Source organism: Mycobacterium sp. NGS22, from assembly GCF_059813095.1.
This window is the reverse complement of record NZ_JCALDY010000033.1, coordinates 12,672-33,273: the sequence shown is the minus strand read 5'-3', so window position 1 is coordinate 33,273 and position 20,602 is coordinate 12,672. Positions and strand designations below refer to the sequence as shown.

At 66.1% G+C, this 20,602-nt stretch carries 17 protein-coding genes, 2 tRNA genes and 1 pseudogene; 18 read left to right on the top strand and 2 right to left on the bottom strand.

Going from position 1 to position 20,602, the window contains the following annotated elements; translation table 11 throughout:
• Nucleotides 1-17: 17 nt before the first annotated feature.
• Genes AC5Y47_RS22540 through AC5Y47_RS22530 form a run of 3 tightly spaced genes read left to right on the top strand, consistent with a single transcriptional unit; the run spans nucleotide 18 to nucleotide 1,982 of the window.
• The gene (locus AC5Y47_RS22540; protein ID WP_499946475.1) at nucleotides 18-641 is read left to right on the top strand and encodes an Rv2466c family mycothiol-dependent reductase; all 624 of its coding nucleotides are present in this window, start codon (nucleotides 18-20) and stop codon (nucleotides 639-641) included.
• A 42-nt stretch (nucleotides 642-683) separates the two neighbouring features.
• Nucleotides 684-1,163: a ribose-5-phosphate isomerase gene (locus AC5Y47_RS22535; RefSeq protein ID WP_499946474.1), complete on the top strand. Its 480-nt coding sequence runs from the start codon at nucleotides 684-686 to the stop codon at nucleotides 1,161-1,163.
• A gap of 15 nt (nucleotides 1,164-1,178) precedes the next feature.
• Nucleotides 1,179-1,982 (top strand): Fpg/Nei family DNA glycosylase, encoded by an 804-nt coding sequence (locus AC5Y47_RS22530; RefSeq protein WP_499946473.1) that lies wholly within the window; start codon nucleotides 1,179-1,181, stop codon nucleotides 1,980-1,982.
• A 12-nt stretch (nucleotides 1,983-1,994) separates the two neighbouring features.
• On the opposite strand, the gene AC5Y47_RS22525 is transcribed toward AC5Y47_RS22530, so the two are convergent.
• Entirely contained in the window at nucleotides 1,995-3,185 is a 1,191-nt protein-coding gene (locus AC5Y47_RS22525) for a serine hydrolase domain-containing protein (RefSeq protein WP_499946472.1), read from the bottom strand.
• Between the two features lie 32 nt (nucleotides 3,186-3,217).
• Nucleotides 3,218-3,288 (bottom strand) — tRNA-Gly (locus AC5Y47_RS22520).
• 142 nt (nucleotides 3,289-3,430) lie between these two features.
• Between AC5Y47_RS22520 and AC5Y47_RS22515 the strand changes: the two genes are divergently transcribed.
• The 15 genes and pseudogenes from AC5Y47_RS22515 (at nucleotide 3,431) to AC5Y47_RS22445 (ending at nucleotide 20,585) form a co-directional block, all read left to right on the top strand.
• Nucleotides 3,431-3,507: transfer RNA gene (locus AC5Y47_RS22515), tRNA-Pro, on the top strand.
• Between the two features lie 52 nt (nucleotides 3,508-3,559).
• Nucleotides 3,560-4,879 (top strand): annotated as a pseudogene (tig, locus tag AC5Y47_RS22510) (trigger factor); the annotation flags it as partial.
• A 253-nt stretch (nucleotides 4,880-5,132) separates the two neighbouring features.
• Nucleotides 5,133-5,741: an ATP-dependent Clp protease proteolytic subunit gene (locus tag AC5Y47_RS22505; RefSeq protein WP_499946471.1), complete on the top strand. Its 609-nt coding sequence runs from the start codon at nucleotides 5,133-5,135 to the stop codon at nucleotides 5,739-5,741.
• Nucleotides 5,738-6,373, top strand: coding sequence for an ATP-dependent CLP protease proteolytic subunit ClpP2 (gene clpP2 / locus AC5Y47_RS22500; RefSeq protein ID WP_499946470.1), 636 nt, complete (start codon nucleotides 5,738-5,740; stop codon nucleotides 6,371-6,373). Before AC5Y47_RS22505 ends, clpP2 begins: the two co-directional genes overlap by 4 nt.
• Nucleotides 6,374-6,735: 362 nt before the next feature.
• The gene (gene clpX / locus AC5Y47_RS22495) at nucleotides 6,736-8,016 is read left to right on the top strand and encodes an ATP-dependent Clp protease ATP-binding subunit ClpX (protein WP_463824864.1); all 1,281 of its coding nucleotides are present in this window, start codon (nucleotides 6,736-6,738) and stop codon (nucleotides 8,014-8,016) included.
• A gap of 281 nt (nucleotides 8,017-8,297) precedes the next feature.
• Entirely contained in the window at nucleotides 8,298-10,238 is a 1,941-nt protein-coding gene (locus AC5Y47_RS22490; protein ID WP_499946469.1) for a 2-oxoacid:acceptor oxidoreductase subunit alpha, read from the top strand.
• A gap of 37 nt (nucleotides 10,239-10,275) precedes the next feature.
• On the top strand, nucleotides 10,276-11,364 hold the full coding sequence (locus AC5Y47_RS22485) for a 2-oxoacid:ferredoxin oxidoreductase subunit beta (protein WP_499946468.1): 1,089 nt from the start codon (nucleotides 10,276-10,278) through the stop codon (nucleotides 11,362-11,364).
• Between the two features lies 1 nt (nucleotide 11,365).
• Nucleotides 11,366-11,971 (top strand): molybdenum cofactor guanylyltransferase, encoded by a 606-nt coding sequence (gene mobA, locus AC5Y47_RS22480; RefSeq protein WP_499946467.1) that lies wholly within the window; start codon nucleotides 11,366-11,368, stop codon nucleotides 11,969-11,971.
• Nucleotides 11,972-12,670: 699 nt separating this feature from the next.
• Nucleotides 12,671-13,252, top strand: coding sequence for a transglycosylase family protein (locus AC5Y47_RS22475; protein WP_499946466.1), 582 nt, complete (start codon nucleotides 12,671-12,673; stop codon nucleotides 13,250-13,252).
• Nucleotides 13,253-13,367: 115 nt separating this feature from the next.
• Complete coding sequence (locus AC5Y47_RS22470; RefSeq protein ID WP_499946465.1) at nucleotides 13,368-14,624, top strand: saccharopine dehydrogenase family protein; 1,257 nt, start codon at nucleotides 13,368-13,370, stop codon at nucleotides 14,622-14,624.
• A gap of 56 nt (nucleotides 14,625-14,680) precedes the next feature.
• Nucleotides 14,681-15,271, top strand: coding sequence for a DUF937 domain-containing protein (locus AC5Y47_RS22465; protein ID WP_499946464.1), 591 nt, complete (start codon nucleotides 14,681-14,683; stop codon nucleotides 15,269-15,271).
• 144 nt (nucleotides 15,272-15,415) lie between these two features.
• Nucleotides 15,416-16,054 (top strand): LysM peptidoglycan-binding domain-containing protein, encoded by a 639-nt coding sequence (locus AC5Y47_RS22460; RefSeq protein ID WP_499946463.1) that lies wholly within the window; start codon nucleotides 15,416-15,418, stop codon nucleotides 16,052-16,054.
• Between the two features lie 69 nt (nucleotides 16,055-16,123).
• The gene (locus AC5Y47_RS22455; protein WP_499946462.1) at nucleotides 16,124-18,775 is read left to right on the top strand and encodes a valine--tRNA ligase; all 2,652 of its coding nucleotides are present in this window, start codon (nucleotides 16,124-16,126) and stop codon (nucleotides 18,773-18,775) included.
• A complete protein-coding gene (gene folC, locus AC5Y47_RS22450; RefSeq protein WP_499946461.1) occupies nucleotides 18,772-20,214 on the top strand; it encodes a bifunctional tetrahydrofolate synthase/dihydrofolate synthase in 1,443 nt (480 codons plus the stop codon). The genes AC5Y47_RS22455 and folC overlap by 4 nt, the downstream gene beginning before the upstream one ends.
• Nucleotides 20,211-20,585 (top strand): DUF4233 domain-containing protein, encoded by a 375-nt coding sequence (locus AC5Y47_RS22445; protein ID WP_499946460.1) that lies wholly within the window; start codon nucleotides 20,211-20,213, stop codon nucleotides 20,583-20,585. The genes folC and AC5Y47_RS22445 overlap by 4 nt, the downstream gene beginning before the upstream one ends.
• Nucleotides 20,586-20,602 lie beyond the last annotated feature (17 nt).

Genomic DNA, 20,602 nt, shown 5'->3' with positions numbered 1-20,602 from the left:
TAGGAGAGGACCGCAGCATGCCCGAAAAGTCCGCCTCGAAAGACAAAGCCGATTTCTGGTTCGACCCGCTCTGTCCGTGGTGCTGGATCACCTCCCGCTGGATCCTGGAGGTGGAAAAGGTCCGCGACATCGAGGTGAACTTCCACGTGATGAGCCTCGCCGTGCTCAACGAGAACCGCGAAGACCTGCCCGAGCAGTACCGGGAGATGATGGCCAGAGCCTGGGGCCCGGTACGGGTGGCGATCGCCGCCGAACAGGCCCACGGTGCCAAGGTGCTGGACCCGCTCTACACCGCGATGGGCACTCGGATCCACAACGAAGGCAACAAAGACCTCGACGAAGTCATCCAGCTGGCCCTGGCCGACGCCGGGTTACCCGCCGAACTGGCCGAAGCCGCCAGCAGCGACGCCTACGACGAAGCCCTGCGCAAGAGCCACCACGCCGGCATGGACGCGGTAGGCCCTGACGTGGGCACCCCGACCATCCACGTCAACGGGGTGGCGTTCTTCGGTCCGGTGATGTCGAAGATCCCGCGCGGCGAGGAAGCCGGCAAGTTGTGGGACGCCTCGGTCATTTTCGCGTCCTATCCACATTTCTTCGAGCTCAAGCGAACTCGCACCGAGTCGCCCCAGTTCGACTAGCCGATGCGGGCGCCGGTCGCGCGCTGATGCACAATGTCCGGCATGCGCGTCTACCTGGGTGCCGACCATGCCGGATTCGAGCTCAAACAGCAGATCATCGAGCACCTGAAGAAGACCGGACACGAGCCGATCGACTGCGGCGCCTTCAGTTACGACGCCGAAGACGACTATCCGGGCTTTTGCATCGCTGCCGCCGCCCGCACGGTGGCCGACCCGGACAGTTTGGGCATCGTGCTCGGCGGGTCCGGCAACGGTGAACAGATCGCGGCCAACAAGGTGCCCGGAGCACGCTGCGCGCTGGCATGGAGTGTGGAGACCGCGGCACTGGCCCGCCAACACAACAACGCCCAGCTGATCGGGATCGGCGGGCGCATGCACACCGTCGACGAGGCGCTGGCGATCGTCGACGCGTTTCTGTCCACGCCGTGGTCGAAAGTCGAACGCCACCAACGACGTATCGACATTCTCGCCGAGTACGAGCGCACCCACCAAGCCCCGCCGGTGCCCGGTTCGACGTCCTGAAAGGTGTGAGCGCCTGTGCCCGAGGGGCATACCCTGCACCGGCTCGCCCGGCTGCACCAGCGCCGGTTCGGCGGTGCCCCGGTAGCGGTATCGAGCCCGCAGGGCCGGTTCACCGACGCCGCCGTCGTCGACGGGCAAGTGCTGCGTCGTGCCAGCGCCTGGGGTAAGCACCTGTTCCACCACTACGCCAACGGCTCAGTGGTACACGTGCATCTGGGTTTGTACGGCGCCTTCACCGAATGGGAGCGACCCGACGACGGGTCGGTGCCGGAACCGGTCGGGCAGGTCCGGATGCGCATGGTCGGGTCCGAATACGGCACCGACCTGCGCGGCCCGACGGTGTGTGAACTGCTGGACGTGAGTCAGGTCGACGACGTGGTCGCCAGGCTGGGTCCCGACCCGCTGCGCGCCGACGCCGACCCGGCCTGGCCGTGGGCACGAATCAGCAAGTCGCGCAGGCCGATTGGCGCGCTGCTGATGGACCAGACCGTCATCGCCGGGGTAGGCAACGTCTACCGCAACGAGTTGCTGTTCCGGCACAACATCGACCCGCACCGGATCGGACAGAACATCTCCGAGGCGGAGTTCGCCGCGGCGTGGACCGACCTGCTGGCTTTGATGAAGGTCGGGTTGCGGCGCGGCAAGATCGTGGTGGTCCGGCCAGAACACGACCACGGCGCACCTTCCTACGCACCCGGACGACCCCGCACCTACGTGTACCGGCGCGCCGGCGATCCGTGCCGGGTGTGCGGAGAGACGGTCCGGACCGCGGTGCTGGAAGGCCGAAATCTGTTCTGGTGCCCGACCTGTCAAACCTGACGGCCAGGTTGTTCAGTCGCCGCTCGGGATCACACCGAGTGCCCGGTAGACCTCGTTGCTCAGGGCGACGCTGCGCGGGTCGGCGTTGGCTTTGCTGGCGTCGAACCGGTTGGACACGTACCCGTATCCGATCCGGTGTTCTAAGTCGACGAACGCGAACGATCCGCCCAGTCCGCCGTGGCCGAACATCTTCGGGTTCGGGCCGTTGATGCAGCGCTGGTTGAGCATGTAGCCCAGGCCCCAGCCGTGGTCGGCGACGCGGGGTCCCAGCACGAGATCGGGCTCGAATCCGCCCTGGCATTCGCGGACCAGGTCCATGTGCTCGCGGCTGAACAGCTTCTCCTGGGCCAGCGCGTTGTAGAACGTCGCCATGCCCAGCGCGGACACCTGGCCGTTGGTGCCGGGGAACTCCAGTCGGCGCCACAGCTGCAGGTTCTCGGTGTCCAGGTCGTCGTCGGCGAGGAATCCCATCGAGATCGCCATCCCCGCCTTCGGGTGCTCTTGCAGGCTGGTCGGGTAGCCGGGTGCGTTCAGTTCGGCCAGCAACTGCCGACCGGTCGGCTTGTTCACCCGCTCGGCGCAACGCGACTGCTCGGCGTCGGTCAGACCGATGTGGACCTCGGCGCCGATCGGTTCGGCGATTTCGGTGCGCAGGTACTGGCCGACGGTGCGGCCCGTGACGCGGCGGAACACCTCGCCGAGGATGAAGCCATAAGTGGTCATGTGGTAGCCCTGCGCGGTGCCCGGCTCCCACCAGGGTTCGGCGACGGCGAGCTGCTCGCAGACGTAATCCCAATCGAGCAGTTGCTCGGTGGTCAGCCGGGTCCGCGGCCCGATCACGCCGGACCGGTGGCTCATCACCATGGCCAGCGTGATGTCGCGCTTGCCGGCCTGCCCGAACTCGGGCCAGTAGCGGGCCACCGGGGCGTGCAGGTCCAGTTCGCCGCGGTCGGCGAGCTGGTGCACGCAGGTGGACGTCAGACCCTTGGTGCCGGACAGCACCGTGGTGAGCGTGTCCACCTGCCACGGCCGAGTGCGGGCGGCGTCGGCGAAACCACCCCACAGGTTGACGACCAGATTCCCGTCGACCCAGACCGCGACCGCCGCGCCGACCTCGTCGCGCAGCACGAAATTGCGCTCGAACGCGTCGCGCACCCCGGCGTACTCCGACGCGCATGAGCCTTTGATATCGACGTCGCTCATGGCGCCTTTCTGTCAAGCAAAAATTCGCCCAGAGCGGGCGACGGGAATCGAACCCGCGTAGCTAGTTTGGAAGACTAGGGCTCTACCATTGAGCTACGCCCGCGTGAATCAGTCGAGCAAGACATTACGTGGTGGCGGACATCGAATCTAATCGACGCTGTCGCGTGACCGCTCCGTGAGGTTCTGGGTGCCTGGAGGTCGGTGCGTGCCCGGCGTTGCCGGGCCGTAGGATCGCGAGGTCAGCGCGGGGTGTAGCGCAGCTTGGTAGCGCATCCGCTTTGGGAGCGGAAGGCCGCAGGTTCAAATCCTGTCACCCCGACCAGCCAGACAAAGCGCACCCAGCGCGCCGGAACCAACACATCGAGGAGCACGCCGTGAAAAGCACCGTCAAGCAGTTGAGCCCCACCCGGGTTCGCATCAACGTGGAGGTGCCGTTCACCGAACTCGAACCCGATTTCCAGCGCGCCTACAAGGAGTTGGCCAAGCAGGTCCGGCTGCCCGGGTTCCGGCCCGGCAAGGCGCCGGCCCGGCTGCTGGAGGCCCGCTTCGGCCGCGAGGCACTGCTCGACCAGGTCATCGAAGAGGCGGTGCCCAGCCGTTACGGCCAGGCGCTCACCGAGTCCGACGTGCAACCGATCGGTCGGCCCAACATCCAGGTGACCAAGAAGGAGTACGGCGAGGAGCTGCAGTTCTTCGCCGAGGTCGACGTCCGTCCCAAACTGGAGATTCCCGACCTGGACGCGCTGAGCGTCTCGGTCGATCCGATCGAGGTCACCGACGCCCAGGTCGAGGCCGAACTGGATTCGCTGCGCGCCCGGTTCGGCACCCTGACCGGGGTGGACCGGACGGTGTTGATGGAGGACTTCGTCTCCATCGACCTGTCGGCGACGGTGGACGGCGAGGACGTGCCCGGTGCCGCGGCCGAGGGACTGTCCCATGAAGTCGGTTCCGGGCGGCTCATCGCAGGTCTGGACAACGCGGTCATCGGACTGGGGGTGGACGAGTCCAAGACCTTCACCGCCAAGCTGGCCACCGGCGAGCACGCCGGCAAGGACGCCGAGGTGACGGTCACCGTCAGATCGATCAAGGAACGCGAACTGCCTGAGCCCGACGACGAATTCGCCCAGCTCGCCAGCGAATTCGACACCATCGACGAACTCCGCGACAGTCTGCGCGAGCAGGTGCGCAACACCAAGCGGGCGCAGCAGGCCGACCAGATCCGTGAGGCGGCGCTGGACGCGCTGCTCGAGCGGGTCGACGTCCCGGTCCCGGACGCGGTGGTGCGCTCCCAGATCGAGGAGACCCTGCAGGCCGCGATGAGCGGTCTCAACCAGGATCAGGACAAGTTCGCCGAGGTGCTCGAGCAGCAGGGTTCCTCCCGCGAGGAGTTCGACGCCGAAGCTCGGGTCGCCGCGGAGAAGAACGTGAAGCGCCAGCTGCTGCTGGACGCCATCGCCGACGAACTCGACGTTCAGGTCGGGCAGGAGGACCTCACCGAACGGTTGGTGATGACATCGCGGCAATACGGCATCGAGCCGCAGCAGCTGTTCGCCTACCTGCAGGAGAACAACCAGCTGGCGGCCATGTTCGCCGACGTGCGACGCGGTTTGGCCCTCGCGGCGGTGATCGAGAAGGCGACGGTCACCGACAAGGACGGCAACGAGATCGACGCCAGCGAGTTCTTCGGCAAGCGGCACGCCGGGCACGACCACGACCACGACCACGACCATGACCATGACCACGACGATGACCACGACCACGAGCACGAGGCTGACGAAACCGACGACGTCGAAACCGACGACGCGGACGAGACCGACGACGCCGGCGAGGCAGACAACCCCACTGCATGACGCTGTGAGCGAACGCGCCCGTCTCGAGTAGTCCACGGGCGGGTCCGGTTGGTTAGTGTCGGTGCAACGAGCAGAAAAGAAAGTAGGTGTCCCCGCGGTGGGCAAAATGACTGACATGCGTTCGAACTCGGTGGGTCTCAACCTCACGGACTCGGTCTATGAGCGCTTGCTCGCCGAGCGCATCATCTTCCTGGGTTCGGAGGTGAACGACGAGGTCGCCAACCGGTTGTGCGCCCAGATCCTGCTGCTCGCGGCCGAGGACGGCGACAAGGACATCAACCTCTACATCAACTCGCCGGGCGGATCGATCAGCGCCGGCATGGCCATATACGACACGATGGTGCTGGCGCCCTGCGACATCGCCACCTACGCGATGGGTATGGCCGCGTCGATGGGCGAATTCCTGTTGGCGGCTGGCACCAAGGGCAAGCGTTACGCGCTGCCGCACGCTCGGATCCTGATGCACCAGCCGCTCGGTGGCGTCACCGGTAGCGCGGCCGACATCGCCATTCAGGCCGAGCAGTTCGCCGTGATCAAGAAGGAAATGTTCCGGCTCAACGCCGAATTCACCGGCCAGTCGATCGAACGCATCGAAGCGGACTCGGACCGCGACCGCTGGTTCACCGCGCAGGAAGCCCTCGAATACGGCTTCGTCGACCACATCATCACCCGCGCCGCTCACATCAGCAACGGAGAAGTCCAGTGAATCCTCAGACCCAGCCTCAGGCGCGCTACATCCTGCCGTCGTTCATCGAGCACTCCAGCTTCGGCGTCAAGGAATCCAACCCGTACAACAAGCTGTTCGAGGAACGCATCATCTTCCTCGGGGTGCAGGTCGACGACGCGTCGGCCAACGACATCATGGCGCAGCTGCTGGTGCTCGAGTCCCTCGATCCGGACCGCGACATCACCATGTACATCAACTCCCCGGGCGGCGGCTTCACCTCGCTGATGGCGATCTACGACACCATGCAGTACGTGCGGGCCGACATCCAGACCGTCTGCCTGGGTCAAGCCGCTTCGGCCGCCGCCGTGCTGCTGGCCGCCGGAACCCCGGGCAAGCGGATGGCGCTGCCCAACGCGCGGGTACTGATCCACCAGCCGTCGCTGTCGGGAGTCATCCAGGGACAGTTCTCCGACCTGGAGATCCAGGCCGCCGAGATCGAGCGGATGCGCACGCTGATGGAGACCACCTTGGCCCGGCACACCGGCAAGGACGCCGAGGTGATCCGCAAGGACACCGACCGCGACAAGATCCTTACCGCCGAGGACGCCAAGGACTACGGGATCATCGACACCGTTCTCGAATACCGGAAGCTGTCCGCGCAGAACGCCTGACGCCTCGCCGAACGTGTCGCCACTGCGAAAAACCGGCCGGATTTTGACAGTGGTTACACGCTCGACGGATCGCACCGCCGGGGCACGGCGTCCACTGTAGGGTTGGTGCCGGAAGCGGCCCGCCGGCCTCGCCGGCGTAACGACCGCGACACGCCAGAGACACGGATTGCGCGTCTCGACGAGTGCCGGACGCCGACGGGAGATATGTTGCTTTCGCACGAGAAAGCGCGAATATCCAGTGAATATCAAGCAAGCTATTCGGTGTTAACGGTCGCGGCGGGCCGGAACTAACGGGTAGCGTCGTGGGATACACGCGGCAGGCAAGACGATACGGCGACACAGGAAGTAGGCCCTGAAGCATCATGGCGCGCATCGGAGACGGCGGTGACTTGCTGAAGTGCTCGTTCTGCGGGAAGAGCCAGAAGCAAGTCAAGAAACTCATCGCGGGTCCCGGGGTGTACATCTGTGATGAATGCATCGACCTGTGCAACGAGATCATCGAAGAGGAGCTCGCCGACGCCGACGACGTCAAGCTCGACGAACTGCCCAAGCCGATCGAGATCCGGGATTTCCTGGAGGGCTACGTCATCGGCCAGGACACCGCGAAGCGGACGCTGGCCGTCGCCGTCTACAACCACTACAAGCGCATCCAGGCCGGCGAGAAGGGCCGCGACTCGCGCTACGAGCCCGTCGAGCTGACCAAGTCCAACATCCTGATGCTCGGCCCCACCGGCTGCGGCAAGACCTACCTGGCCCAGACGCTGGCCAAGATGCTCAACGTGCCGTTCGCCATCGCCGACGCCACCGCGTTGACCGAGGCCGGCTACGTCGGTGAGGACGTCGAGAACATCCTGCTCAAGCTCATCCAGGCCGCCGACTATGACGTGAAGCGCGCCGAAACCGGCATCATCTACATCGACGAGGTGGACAAGATCGCCCGCAAGAGCGAGAACCCCTCGATCACCCGCGACGTCTCCGGCGAAGGCGTCCAGCAAGCGCTGTTGAAGATCCTCGAAGGCACTCAGGCGTCGGTGCCTCCGCAGGGCGGTCGCAAGCACCCGCACCAGGAGTTCATCCAGATCGACACCACCAACGTGCTGTTCATCGTCGCGGGTGCGTTCGCCGGCCTGGAGAAGATCATCTACGAACGAGTCGGCAAGCGGGGTCTGGGCTTCGGTGCCGAGGTGCGTTCCAAGGCCGAGATCGACACCACCGACCACTTCGCCGAAGTGATGCCCGAGGACCTGATCAAGTTCGGCTTGATCCCCGAGTTCATCGGCCGCCTCCCCGTCGTCGCATCGGTGACCAACCTGGACAAGGAGTCGTTGGTCAAGATCCTGTCTGAGCCGAAGAACGCGCTGGTCAAGCAGTACACGCGGCTGTTCGAGATGGACAACGTGGAACTGGAGTTCACCGGCGACGCCCTCGAAGCGATCGCCGACCAGGCCATCCACCGCGGCACCGGCGCCCGCGGTCTGCGCGCGATCATGGAAGAAGTCCTGTTGCCGGTGATGTACGACATCCCGAGCCGCGACGACGTCGCGAAAGTGGTCGTCACCAAGGAGACGGTGCAGGACAACGTGCTGCCGACCATCGTGCCCCGCAAGCAATCCCGCAGCGAGCGTCGCGACAAGACCGCCTGAGCGCCCTCCCGCACCCGCGCCGCTCCGTGACCGGCGTAACGAAAGTGACCAAAACCACAGTTTTTCTGTCGACGACCGCCTCCGCCGCGCTGACTTCGGCTTTTACCTGCGTACTCGCCGGTAACGAGGTGCGGGAGGTCGAACAGACATCCTTAGAGAAGTGTCATAATTGGTACCGCCAGTGACACCAAATAAGTGTCAGCGGAGACGGCACTTCGGCGCGCTTAATCTTTGAGCTGCAGCGGGGTGCCGGTCCGGGACAGCAGATGGAAGGCGGAGACGTGGATCCGAACGGCAACGGTGCCGGGACAGAGTCTCAGAATGGGTCCGGACGGCAGCGCCTGGAAAACGTCGTTATCCGGTTCGCGGGGGACTCCGGCGACGGCATGCAGTTGACCGGCGACCGGTTCACCTCCGACGCAGCGCTGTTCGGCAACGACCTCGCCACCCAGCCCAACTATCCCGCCGAGATCCGCGCTCCCGCAGGGACATTGCCGGGCGTCTCGTCGTTCCAGATCCAGATCGCCGACTACGACATCCTGACCGCCGGGGACCGGCCCGACGTGCTGGTCGCCATGAACCCGGCGGCACTGAAGGCCAATATCGGCGACCTGCCGCGCGGTGGAATGGTGATCGTGAATTCCGACGAGTTCACCAAGCGCAACCTGACGAAAGTCGGCTACGTCACCAACCCGCTGGAGACTGACGAACTCGAGGAATACGTCGTCCACTCCGTCGCGATGACCACGCTCACGCTGGGCGCCGTCGAATCGATCGGCGCGACGAAAAAGGACGGCCAGCGCGCCAAGAACATGTTCGCGCTGGGCTTGCTGTCGTGGATGTACGGACGCCCGATCCAGACCAGCGAGAACTTCATCCGGGAGAAGTTCGTCCGTAAGCCCGACGTCGCCGAGGCCAATGTGCTGGCCCTGAAGGCGGGCTGGAATTACGGCGAAACGACCGAGGCTTTCGGTACCACCTACGAAGTCTCCAAGGCCTCGCTGCCGGCCGGCGAGTACCGGCAGATATCCGGCAACACCGCGCTGGCCTACGGCATCGTCGCGGCCGGGCAGTTGGCCGACAAGCAGGTGGTGTTGGGCAGCTACCCGATCACCCCGGCCTCCGACATCCTGCATGAGCTGTCCAAACACAAGAACTTCAACGTCATCACCTTCCAGGCCGAAGACGAGATCGGCGGCATCTGCGCGGCCATCGGCGCCTCCTACGGCGGTGCCCTGGGCGTCACCAGCACGTCGGGTCCGGGGATCTCGCTGAAATCCGAGGCGCTCGGTCTGAGCGTGATGACCGAGCTGCCGCTGATCGTCATCGACGTCCAGCGCGGCGGACCCTCCACCGGTCTGCCCACCAAGACCGAACAAGCCGACCTGCTGCAGGCGCTGTTCGGGCGCAACGGCGAGTCGCCGGTCGCCGTGGTGGCGCCGCGCTCGCCTTCGGACTGCTTCGAGACCGCCCTCGAGGCCGTGCGGATCGCGGTGTCGTACCACACCCCGGTGATCGTGTTGTCCGACGGCGCGATCGCCAACGGTTCCGAGCCGTGGCGCGTCCCGGACGTCAGTTCACTGAAGCCGATCAAGCACGTCTTCGCCGAGCCCGGGAAGCCGTTCCAGCCGTACGCTCGGCATCCCGACACCCTCGCCCGGCAGTTCGCGGTGCCCGGCACACCCGGCCTGGAACACCGCATCGGTGGCCTGGAGGCGGCCAATGGCTCCGGCGCCATCTCCTACGAGCCGGTCAATCACGACCTGATGGTTCGGATACGCCAGGCCAAGATCGACGGCATCAGTGTCCCGGATCTCGAAGTGGACGACCCGACCAACGACGCCGAACTGCTGCTGATCGGCTGGGGCAGTTCCTACGGGCCGATCGGCGAAGCCTGCCGCCGGGCGCGGCGAAAGGGCATCAAGGTCGCGCACGCCCACCTGCGCTACCTCAACCCGTTCCCGGCCAACCTCGGGGACGTGCTGCGTCGTTACCCGCAGGTGGTGTGCCCGGAGATGAACCTGGGTCAGCTGGCCATGCTGCTGCGGGCGAAGTACCTGGTGAACGTGCAGTCGGTGAGCAAAGTGCATGGGCTGGCGTTCCTGGCCGACGAAGTGGGGCGCATCATCCGTGCCGCGCTGGGTGGCACGTTGGCCGAGATCGAACAGGACAAGGCAATGGTCGCCAAACTGGGTGCGGCAACGGTCGGCGCGGGAGCATGAAGCCCGGCGGCGATGCGATAGAGGAGGAGCGGCGCAAATGACCAGCCTGATCGGCACAGACCTCGGCGTCACGGCCAAGCCGACCAAGAACGACGGGGTGCCCACGCTGTCTGTTGAAGACCAGCCCCAGAAGGGCAAGGACTTCACCAGCGACCAGGAAGTGCGCTGGTGCCCAGGCTGTGGTGACTACGTCATCCTCAACACCATCCGCAACTTCCTGCCCGAACTGGGCCTGCGTCGCGAGAACATCGTCTTCATCAGCGGCATCGGCTGCTCCAGCAGGTTCCCGTACTACCTGGAGACCTACGGTTTCCACTCGATTCACGGCCGCGCCCCCGCCATCGCCACCGGCCTGGCCCTGGCCCGCGAGGACCTGTCGGTATGGGTGGTCACCGGCGACGGAGACGCGTTGTCGATCGGTGGCAACCACTTGATCCACGCGCTGCGCCGCAACGTCAACATCACCATCTTGTTGTTCAACAACCGGATCTACGGACTGACCAAGGGCCAGTACTCGCCCACCTCGGAGGTCGGCAAGGTTACCAAGTCCACGCCCATGGGTTCGCTGGATCACCCCTTCAACCCGGTGTCGCTCGCGGTGGGCGCCGAGGCGACCTTCGTCGGCCGCGCGCTGGACTCCGACCGCGCCGGACTGTCCGAGGTACTGCGGGCCGCCGCCCAGCACCGCGGCGCCGCACTGGTCGAGATCATGCAGGACTGCCCGATCTTCAACGACGGCTCGTTCGACGCGCTGCGCAAGGAGGGCGCCGAGGAGCGGGTGATCAAGGTAAGCCACGGCGAGCCGATCGTCTTCGGCGGCAACGGGGAGTACTGCGTGGTGAAGTCGGGCTTCGGGCTCGAAGTCGCCAAGACCGCCGACGTCTCGGTGGACGAGATCGTCGTGCACGACGCACACGCCGAGGACTCGGCATACGCCTTCGCCTTGTCCCGGCTGTCCGACCAGAACCTCGATCACATGGTGATGGGTATCTTCCGCGACATCAGCCGGCCGACGTACGACGACGCCGCCCGCTCACAGGTGGCGGCCGCGCAGGAGTCGGCTTCGTCGGACCAGGTTGCTTTGCAGTCGCTGCTGCGCGGCCGCGACACCTGGACCGTGGACTGAGGTGGCTGCTCAGGTGCCTGACGAAGTTTCACTTGCCGGGGTAGTCCTGGCAGGCGGTGAATCGCGACGAATGGGCCGCGACAAGGCCACCCTGACACTGCCGGGGGGTACGACGACGCTGGTGGAGCACGTCGTCGACGTCGTCGGTCAGCGTTGTTCGCCCGTCTACGTGGTGGCGGCTCCGGGACAGCCCCTGCCGAACCTGTCCGCTCCCATCCTGCGGGACGAACTCCGTGGACAGGGTCCGCTACCGGCGACCGGGCGCGGACTGCGCGCCGCAGCCGAGGCGGGAGCGTCTTTGGCTTTCGTGTCTGCCGTCGACATGCCTTCGCTCACAGCCGATTTGATCGACGAGTTGGTACGCCTGGCCGTCGAGACGAACGCCGAAGTCGTGATGCCGTGGGATGGTCGCAGCCATTACCTGGCCGCGGTGTACCGCACCGATCTGGCGGACCGGATCGACGCGTTGGTTGCTGCCGGGCAGCGCAGGATGAGTGCGCTGATCGACGCCTCAGACTCGCAGCAGATCGTGCTCGCCGACACCGACGTGCTGGCGAACGTCAACACCGAAGCCGACTTGCTGGCGCCGGTGCGGTCCGTTCGCTGAGACGACGTCCACCCGCGTCGCAGCCTCAGAGCAGCTTTCCTTCCTAATTGCCGGAAACTGAACACAGGGCGGTTTTCGTGCCGATTTCCTGCGCATACTTCAGTTTTCGGCGGCATTGTCGGTGCCGAAGTGAGAAATGTGGGTATTCGACAGTTGCGCAAAGTCGATGAGGTAACCGATTACTGAATAGGATTGTGCGCCAAGTCACTTCCGACTAGGTGCAGGCTTACGGCGCTATTGTTCATGTGTCGTATCGTGAAATTCGGTGGCCCATCTCACAATTTGGGCGTGATTCGGCTCACCAAAAGGTGCGCGCCGCGATAGCTCCCTCGCGTCCGAAAATGTGGACGTGACCTGCGCTGACAATTCGCGCACCGGTATGTGATCCGCGCATGATCGAACCGAGATATCGGCGACGTCGAGATGACGAATCCGAATCGTTATCGTACGGTCCTTTTAGCCCGCAAACGGGCGCAATAAATCGAAAATTGAATCCACGGACCCGCGTGTGAGCGGAACCGGGACGGCGCCGACATAACCGTCGCCTGGTGGGTGCTGGCCACTGCGCCACCCCGGACGAATCGAGTCCTCCGCTGTCGTGCCGAACCGAGACGGCACGCTCTGAAGCGATTTCATCCCCTAACAATGCAGCCCTTCTACAGGGCTGGCTTCGGCGCGCGCGCAACGAAAGGAAATAGGTTGAAGAACGTCCGCAAGACGCTCATCGTCGCCGCGATTACAGGGACGCTCGTGACCGTGCCGACCACCGGCATCGCTCATGCGGATGTCCCGGGCGTCGACCCGAACGTGGCACCTGGTTTCGACCCCAACGCGCCGGCTCCCGACGCGCCGCCGGCTCCCGAGCCAGTGGGATTCGACCCGAACCTGCCGGCTCCGGACGCCCCGGCGCCCGACGCACCCCCGGCACCCGACGCGCCCCCGGCTCCCGACGCGCCCCCGGCTCCCGAGCCGGCGGCCTTCGACCCGAACCTGCCGGCCCCCGGGGCTCCGCCGGTCGACGAGGTTCCCGCACCCGCCCCGGTCAAGGCGTACAGCGTCAACTGGGACGCGATCGCGCAGTGCGAGTCCGGCGGTAACTGGGGCATCAGCACCGGCAACGGCTACTCCGGCGGGCTGCAGTTCACCCCCAGCACCTGGCGTGCCAACGGTGGCTCGGGTTCCGCTGCCGGCGCCAGCCGTGAGGAGCAGATCCGCGTGGCCGAGAACGTGCTGCGTACCCAGGGCATCGGCGCCTGGCCGGTCTGCGGCCGGCGCGGCTGATCTAGCCGGCCAGTCAGAGTATTAACGCGAAGTGCCGGGCCTTCGGGCCCGGCACTTCGTCATTCCTGCAGTAGTGGCCCCGGCACCGCTCGATGCCCGTAGTAGCGTCGGGTAAGTGACTGATACGCCACGCGAATTCGACATCATCCTGTATGGGGCAACCGGCTTTGTGGGCAAGTTGACTGCCGAATACCTCGCCCGCGCCGGAGGGGACGCGCGGATCGCGCTGGCCGGCAGGTCGAAGGATCGCCTGGCCGCGGTGCGCAAGGACATCGGGACAGCAGCGGAGTCGTTCTCGCTGGTCTCAGCCGATGCCACCGACCAGTCGACGCTCGAGGAGATGGCCGCCCGAACCCGCGTCGTGATCACCACCGTGGGTCCGTACACCAAGTACGGGCTGCCGCTGGTGGCTGCGTGCGCCGCCGCCGGCACCGACTACACCGACCTGACCGGTGAGGCCAACTTCGTCCGGGAGAGCATCGACGTCTACCACAAGCAGGCCGCCGACACCGGCGCCCGCATCGTGCACGCCTGCGGCTTCGACTCGGTGCCCTCGGACCTGACCGTCTTCGCGTTGCACCGCGCCGCCAGCCAGGACAACGCCGGCGGTTTGACCGACACAAACCTGGTCGTCCGCTCGTTCCGCGGCGGCCTCTCCGGCGGCACCATCGCTTCGATGCTGGAACTGATGCGCGCCGCTTCCAACGATGCCGACGTGCGCCGTCAGCTCCTGGACCCGTACACGCTCAGTGACGACCGCGACGCGGAGCCCGATGTCGGACCGCAACCCGACCTGCCGTTGCGCCGTGGCAACCGGATCGCCCCCGAGCTGAACGGATTGTGGACTGCGGGGTTCGTGATGGCGCCCTACAACACCCGAATCGTGCGACGTAGCAACGCGTTACTGGACTGGGCCTACGGGCGCGAGTTCCGCTACGCCGAAACCGTCAACCTCGGTTCGTCCCCCCTGGCGCCGGTCGCGTCGGCGCTGGTCACCGGGGCCAGCAACGCCGTGTTCGGACTGGGCAGTCGCTTCCTGAGCGTGCTGCCGGAGAAGTTGGTGGAACGTGTCGTCCCGAAGCCCGGGACCGGTCCCAGCGCGAAATCCCGCGAGCGCGGCTACTACAAGCTCGAGACCTACACCACCACGACGTCGGGCGCGCGCTATGTGGCCCGCATGGAACAGCGCGGCGACCCCGGCTACAAGGCGACTTCGGTGATGCTGGGCGAGTGCGGTCTGGCGCTGGCCAAAGACCGGGACAAACTTCCCGACCTGCACGGCGTGCTGACCCCCGCGGCGGCCATGGGCGATGCGCTGCTGGCGCGGTTCCCGAGCGCGGGTATCTCACTGAAGACCGAACGATTGACATGACGGACTAGTGTCGATATTGACTCGTCTGTAGATACCAGCAACGAAGGTGGACAGTGATGGCCGGGCTCGATGACCTCTATGCGCAGATTCCCACGACGGACATCGCCACCAAACTGGGTGCCGATCAAGGCGAAGTCGACAAAGCGGTTCACACCCTGGTGCCGGTGCTGCTGAGCGGGTTGCAACACACCTCGCAAGATCCCGAGCACGCCAGCAAGATAGAGTCCGCCGCCAGCGGACACGCCGCTCGCGGCCTGCTCGACGCCGGCGGTGGGGTCGACCAGGTCGACGAGGACGACGGTCACCAGGCCGTAGCAACGCTGTTCGGCGGCAAGGACACCGATCAGGTAGCAGCAGCGCTGTCCAGCGGCGGTGCCGGCAACAGCGATCTGCTCAAACAACTGCTACCGGTCGTCCTGCCAATCGTGTTGGCGTACATCGGAAAACAGCTCGGTTCCGGTGGTGCAGCCGAGACCAGTGCCTCGCAACAGAAGACTTCCGGTGGGGGACTGGGCGACATCCTGGGCAGCATCCTGGGCAGTGGCGGCCACGACAAGTCGCTCGGCGGCATCCTCGGCAGTGTGCTGGGCAACAAGGGTGGCGGCCTCGGAGACATCCTCGGTGGCCTGCTCGGCGGCAAGAAATAAGCAGCGTGACAACAGGATTGCGTTGAGCGCAAGTCTGTTTAGCCGGTAACGGGATCGGTAACTTCCAGTTCGGGGGCACCAGGACCGCAACGGCCGCGCGGGGTGGCCGGTGCTCGGGATCGACAGGGATGGAGAGGAAAAGTCATGTCAGACACGCTCACTGAGGGACAGAAGCTGGTACGGGGAGAGTCATTGGTCTCCAACAACGGGGCCTACTCCTTGACCCTGCAGGATGACGGCAATCTGGTGCTCGCCGTCTGGGGTAGGCCGATCTGGTCCACCTCCACCAACGGACAAGAGGTGGTGCGCGCCGAAGTGCAGCGCGACGGCAACTTCGTCCTCTACACCGCGGACAAGCCGGTGTGGCACTCCGACACCAAGGGCAAGAAGCAGGTCAAACTCGTCCTGCAGGACGACCGCAATCTGGTGCTGTATGCCGCGGACGGCGCGGCGTGGTCGACCAAGACGGAGACCGACCAACCGCCGCCGCCCGCGCCGGCTGCCGCAGAGCCGGCCGCCGCAGAGCCGGCCGCTGTGGATCTCGACGACAAGAGTGCAGACGCGCCGGAGCAGAGCGCGGTGGCCGAGCCGGTCGGCGAAGCGGCGCCAGAACCTGCGCCGGAACCCGCGGCGCGGACCTACACCGTCGTGTCCGGCGACACGCTCTGGGCAATCGCCGAGCGCTTCTACGGCGACGGCAGCAAGTACCAGGCGATCGCGGACGCCAGCAACATCCCCAACCCCGACCTGATCTACCCGGGCCAGGTGCTGACGATTCCCTGACCCCTGGCCGGGCCTGCGGGATTCAGGCCCATGGGCGACGGCGTGGCTGGCGGTTCCTAGAATTGTCCGGTGACCGCCAGCCCCCGCCCCGCCGACGACCAGCTGCCCAAGTCGTGGGATCCGGCCGCGATGGAAGGCGTCATCTATCAGAAGTGGCTGGATGCCGGCTACTTCGCCGCGGACCCGCACAGCACCAAACCCGGCTACTCGATCGTGTTGCCGCCACCGAATGTGACGGGCACCCTGCACATGGGTCACGCGCTGGAACACACCATGATGGATGCGCTGACCCGCCGCAAGCGGATGCAGGGTTACGAGGTGCTGTGGCAGCCGGGAATGGACCACGCGGGCATCGCCACCCAGAGCGTGGTGGAAAAGCAACTCGCGGTAGACGGCAAGACCAAAGAGGACTTCGGCCGCGAGTTGTTCGTCGAGAAGGTGTGGGACTGGAAACGCGAGTCCGGCGGCGCGATCGGCGGGCAGATGCGCCGGCTCGGCGACGGTGTCGACTGGGGCCGCGACCGGTTCACCATGGACGAGGGCCTGTCGCGTGCGGTGCGCACGATCTTCAAGCGGCTCTACGACGCCGGGCTGATCTATCAGGCCGAGCGACTGGTCAACTGGTCACCTGTGCTGGAGACGGCCATTTCGGACCTCGAGGTCAACTATCAGGACGTCGAAGGCGAGTTGGTGTCGTTCCGGTACGGCTCGCTCGATGACGCCGAACCGCACATCGTGGTCGCCACTACCAGGGTCGAGACCATGTTGGGGGACACCGCGATAGCGGTGCACCCGGACGACGAGCGCTACCGCGACCTGGTCGGCGCCAGGCTGCCGCACCCCTTCGTGGACCGCGACATGATCGTCGTCGCCGACGAGCACGTCGACCCCGAATTCGGCACCGGCGCAGTCAAAGTCACGCCCGCGCACGACCCCAACGACTTCGAGATCGGCCTGCGCCACCAGCTGCCGATGCCGTCGATAATGGACACCAAAGGCCGGATCGACGGCACCGGAACGCAATTCGACGGCATGGACCGTTTCGAGGCCCGCGTCGCGGTGCGCGAGGCGCTGGCGGCGCAGGGCCGGGTGGTCGAGGAGAAGCGACCGTATCTGCACAGCGTCGGGCATTCCGAGCGCAGCGGCGAGCCGATCGAACCGCGGCTGTCGCTGCAGTGGTGGGTCCGGGTCGAGTCGATGGCCAAGGCCGCCGGTGACGCGGTTCGCAACGGCCACACCGTGATTCATCCGGCCAGCCTGGAGCCACGGTGGTTCGGCTGGGTCGACAACATGCACGACTGGTGCATTTCGCGGCAGCTGTGGTGGGGTCATCGGATCCCGATCTGGTACGGGCCCGACGGCGAGCAGAAATGTGTCGGGCCCGACGAGACACCTCCGCAGGGCTGGGAGCAGGATCCCGACGTGCTGGACACCTGGTTCTCCTCGGCGCTGTGGCCGTTCTCCACGATGGGCTGGCCGGAAGAGACGCCGGAGCTGGAAAAGTTCTACCCCACAAGCGTTCTGGTCACCGGTTACGACATCCTGTTCTTCTGGGTGGCCCGGATGATGATGTTCGGCACCTTCGTCGGCCAGGACGACATCATCACGCTGCGCGGCAACCGCGCCCCGCAGGTGCCGTTCACCGATGTGTTCCTGCACGGTCTGATTCGCGACGAGTTCGGCCGCAAGATGAGCAAGTCCAAGGGCAACGTCATCGACCCGCTGGACTGGATCGACACGTTCGGCGCGGATGCGTTGCGGTTCACGCTGGCCCGCGGCGCCAGCCCCGGCGGTGACCTGGCGATCGGCGAGGACGCCGTGCGGGCGTCGCGCAACTTCGGCACCAAGCTGTTCAACGCGACCCGCTACGCGCTGCTCAACGGCGCCGCCTTGGCTCCCTTGCCCCCGGCAGAACAGCTCACCGACGCCGACCGCTGGATCCTGGGCAGGCTGGAAGAGGTCCGGGCCGAAGTGGACTCGGCCTTTGACAGCTACGAGTTCAGCCGGGCCTGCGAGACGCTCTACCACTTCGCCTGGGACGAATTTTGCGACTGGTACCTGGAGCTCGCCAAAACTCAGCTGGCGCAGGGTATTACGCACACCACCGCGGTGCTGGCCGTCGGGCTGGACGCGCTGCTGAGGTTGCTGCATCCGGTGGTCCCGTTCATCACCGAGACGCTGTGGCAGGCATTGACCGGTCAGGAATCGCTGGTAATAGCCGATTGGCCGCAGCCCTCCGGTATTGCGCTGGATCCGGTTGCCGCACAACGGATCACCGACATGCAGAAGCTGGTGACCGAGGTGCGGAGGTTCCGCAGCGACCAGGGCTTGGCGGACCGGCAGAAGGTGCCCGCACGGTTGGTCGGTGTCGAAGACGCCGATCTGAGCAACCAGGTGCCCGCCGTGACGTCGCTGGCCTGGCTCACCGAGCCGGGTGCGGATTTCGCCGCGTCGGCCTCGCTGGAGGTGCGGCTGAGCGCGGGCACGGTGGTCGTCGAACTCGACACCTCCGGCACCATCGACGTGGCGGCCGAACGCCGTCGCCTCGAAAAGGACTTGGCCGCAGCGCAAAAGGAGCTGACCTCCACCGACGCCAAGCTGGCCAACCAGGACTTCCTGGCCAAGGCGCCCGAAGCCGTCGTCGACAAAATCCGGGCCCGCCGACAACTCGCGCAGGAAGAGTCCGACCGGATCACCGCCCGATTGGCAACGCTGCGGTGAACGCCGAGCCTTCCGGACCGGACTGGACGGAACAGATCGCCGAACCGGCCCCGACACCCGACGAGATCGCGTCGCTGCTGCAGGTCGAGCACCTGCTGGACCAGCGGTGGCCGGAGACCCGCATCGAGCCGAGTCTGACCCGGATCAGCGCCCTGATGGATCTACTCGGTTCGCCGCAGCTGAGCTATCCCTCGATCCACATCGCCGGCACCAACGGCAAGACCTCGGTGGCTCGGATGGTCGACGCGCTGCTCACCGCGTTGCTGATGCGCACCGGGCGCACCACCAGCCCGCATCTGCAGTCCGCGGTCGAGCGAATCTCCATCGACGGCAGGCCGATCAACCCCGCGCGCTACGTGGCGACCTACCAGGAGATCGAGCCGTTCGTGCAGATGATCGACCAGCAGTCGGAACAGGCCGGGGGTCCGGCCATGAGCAAGTTCGAGGTCCTGACCGCGATGGCGTTCGCGGCGTTCGCCGACGCGCCCGTCGACATCGCGGTCGTCGAGGTAGGCATGGGCGGTACGTGGGACGCCACCAACGTGGTCAACGCCCCGGTGGCGGTCATCACCCCGATCGGCATCGACCACGTCGAATACCTCGGGCACGACATCGCCGGGATTGCCGGGGAGAAGGCGGGCATCATCACCCGGGCACCCGACGGGGCGCCCGACACCGTCGCGGTGATCGGGCGACAGGCGCCCGAAGCCATGGAGGTCTTGTTGGCTCAGTCGGTGCGCGCCGACGCGGCCGTCGCCCGCCAGGATTCCGAATTCGCGGTGCTGGACCGGCAGGTGGCCATCGGCGGCCAGGTGCTGACCCTGCAGGGCCTGGGCGGGGTGTACTCCGAGATCTACTTGCCCTTGCACGGGGAACATCAGGCCCACAACGCGGCGCTCGCGCTGGCCGCGGTCGAAGCCTTCTTCGGCGCCGGCGCGCAACGTCAACTCGACGTCGACGCCGTCCGGGCCGGCTTCGCCGCCGTCACCAGCCCTGGCCGGCTGGAACGAATGCGAAGTGCCCCAACGGTATTCATCGATTCCGCGCACAATCCGGCCGGAGCCGCCGCACTGGCACAGACGCTGTCCGACGAATTCGACTTCCGCACGCTGGTCGGGGTGCTCAGCGTGCTCGCCGACAAAGACGTCGACGGCATCCTGGCCGCGCTGGAACCGGTGTTGGACTCGGTCGTCGTCACCCACAACGGGTCGCCGCGCGCGCTGGACGTCGAGACGCTCGAACTGGCGGCCCAGCAGCGGTTCGGGCCCGAACGGGTGATCACCGCCGCGAACATGCGCGACGCCATCGACGCCGCGACAGCGTTGGTGGACGCCGCCGCCGAAGAAAACGACGCGTACTCGGGCACCGGCATCGTCATCACCGGCTCGGTGGTCACCGCCGGGGCCGCGCGCACGCTGTTCGGCCGGGATCCGCAATGACCGCACCGGCTCCCGACCCGTGGAAGAGCTTCGCCGGGGTGATGGCGGGCACCCTCATCCTGGAAGCGATCGTGGTGTTGCTGGCCATACCGGTCGTAGGGGCCGTCGGCGGCGGCCTGAGTGCGGCATCGCTGAGCTACCTGATCGGTTTGGCCGCGCTGTACATCCTATTGGCCGGCGTGCAGCGCAAGCCGTGGGCGATGTGGGTCAACCTGGGCTTCCAACTGCCGCTGGTCGCCGGGTTCCTGGTGTATCCGGCCGTCGGATTCGTCGGACTGTTGTTCGTCGGAGTGTGGTCGCTGATCGCTTATCTGCGCGCCGAGGTGCGCCGGCGCCTCGAGGTCCGAGCTTCGGAACCGCCGCCGGATTAGCGACTGGGTCCTGCGCC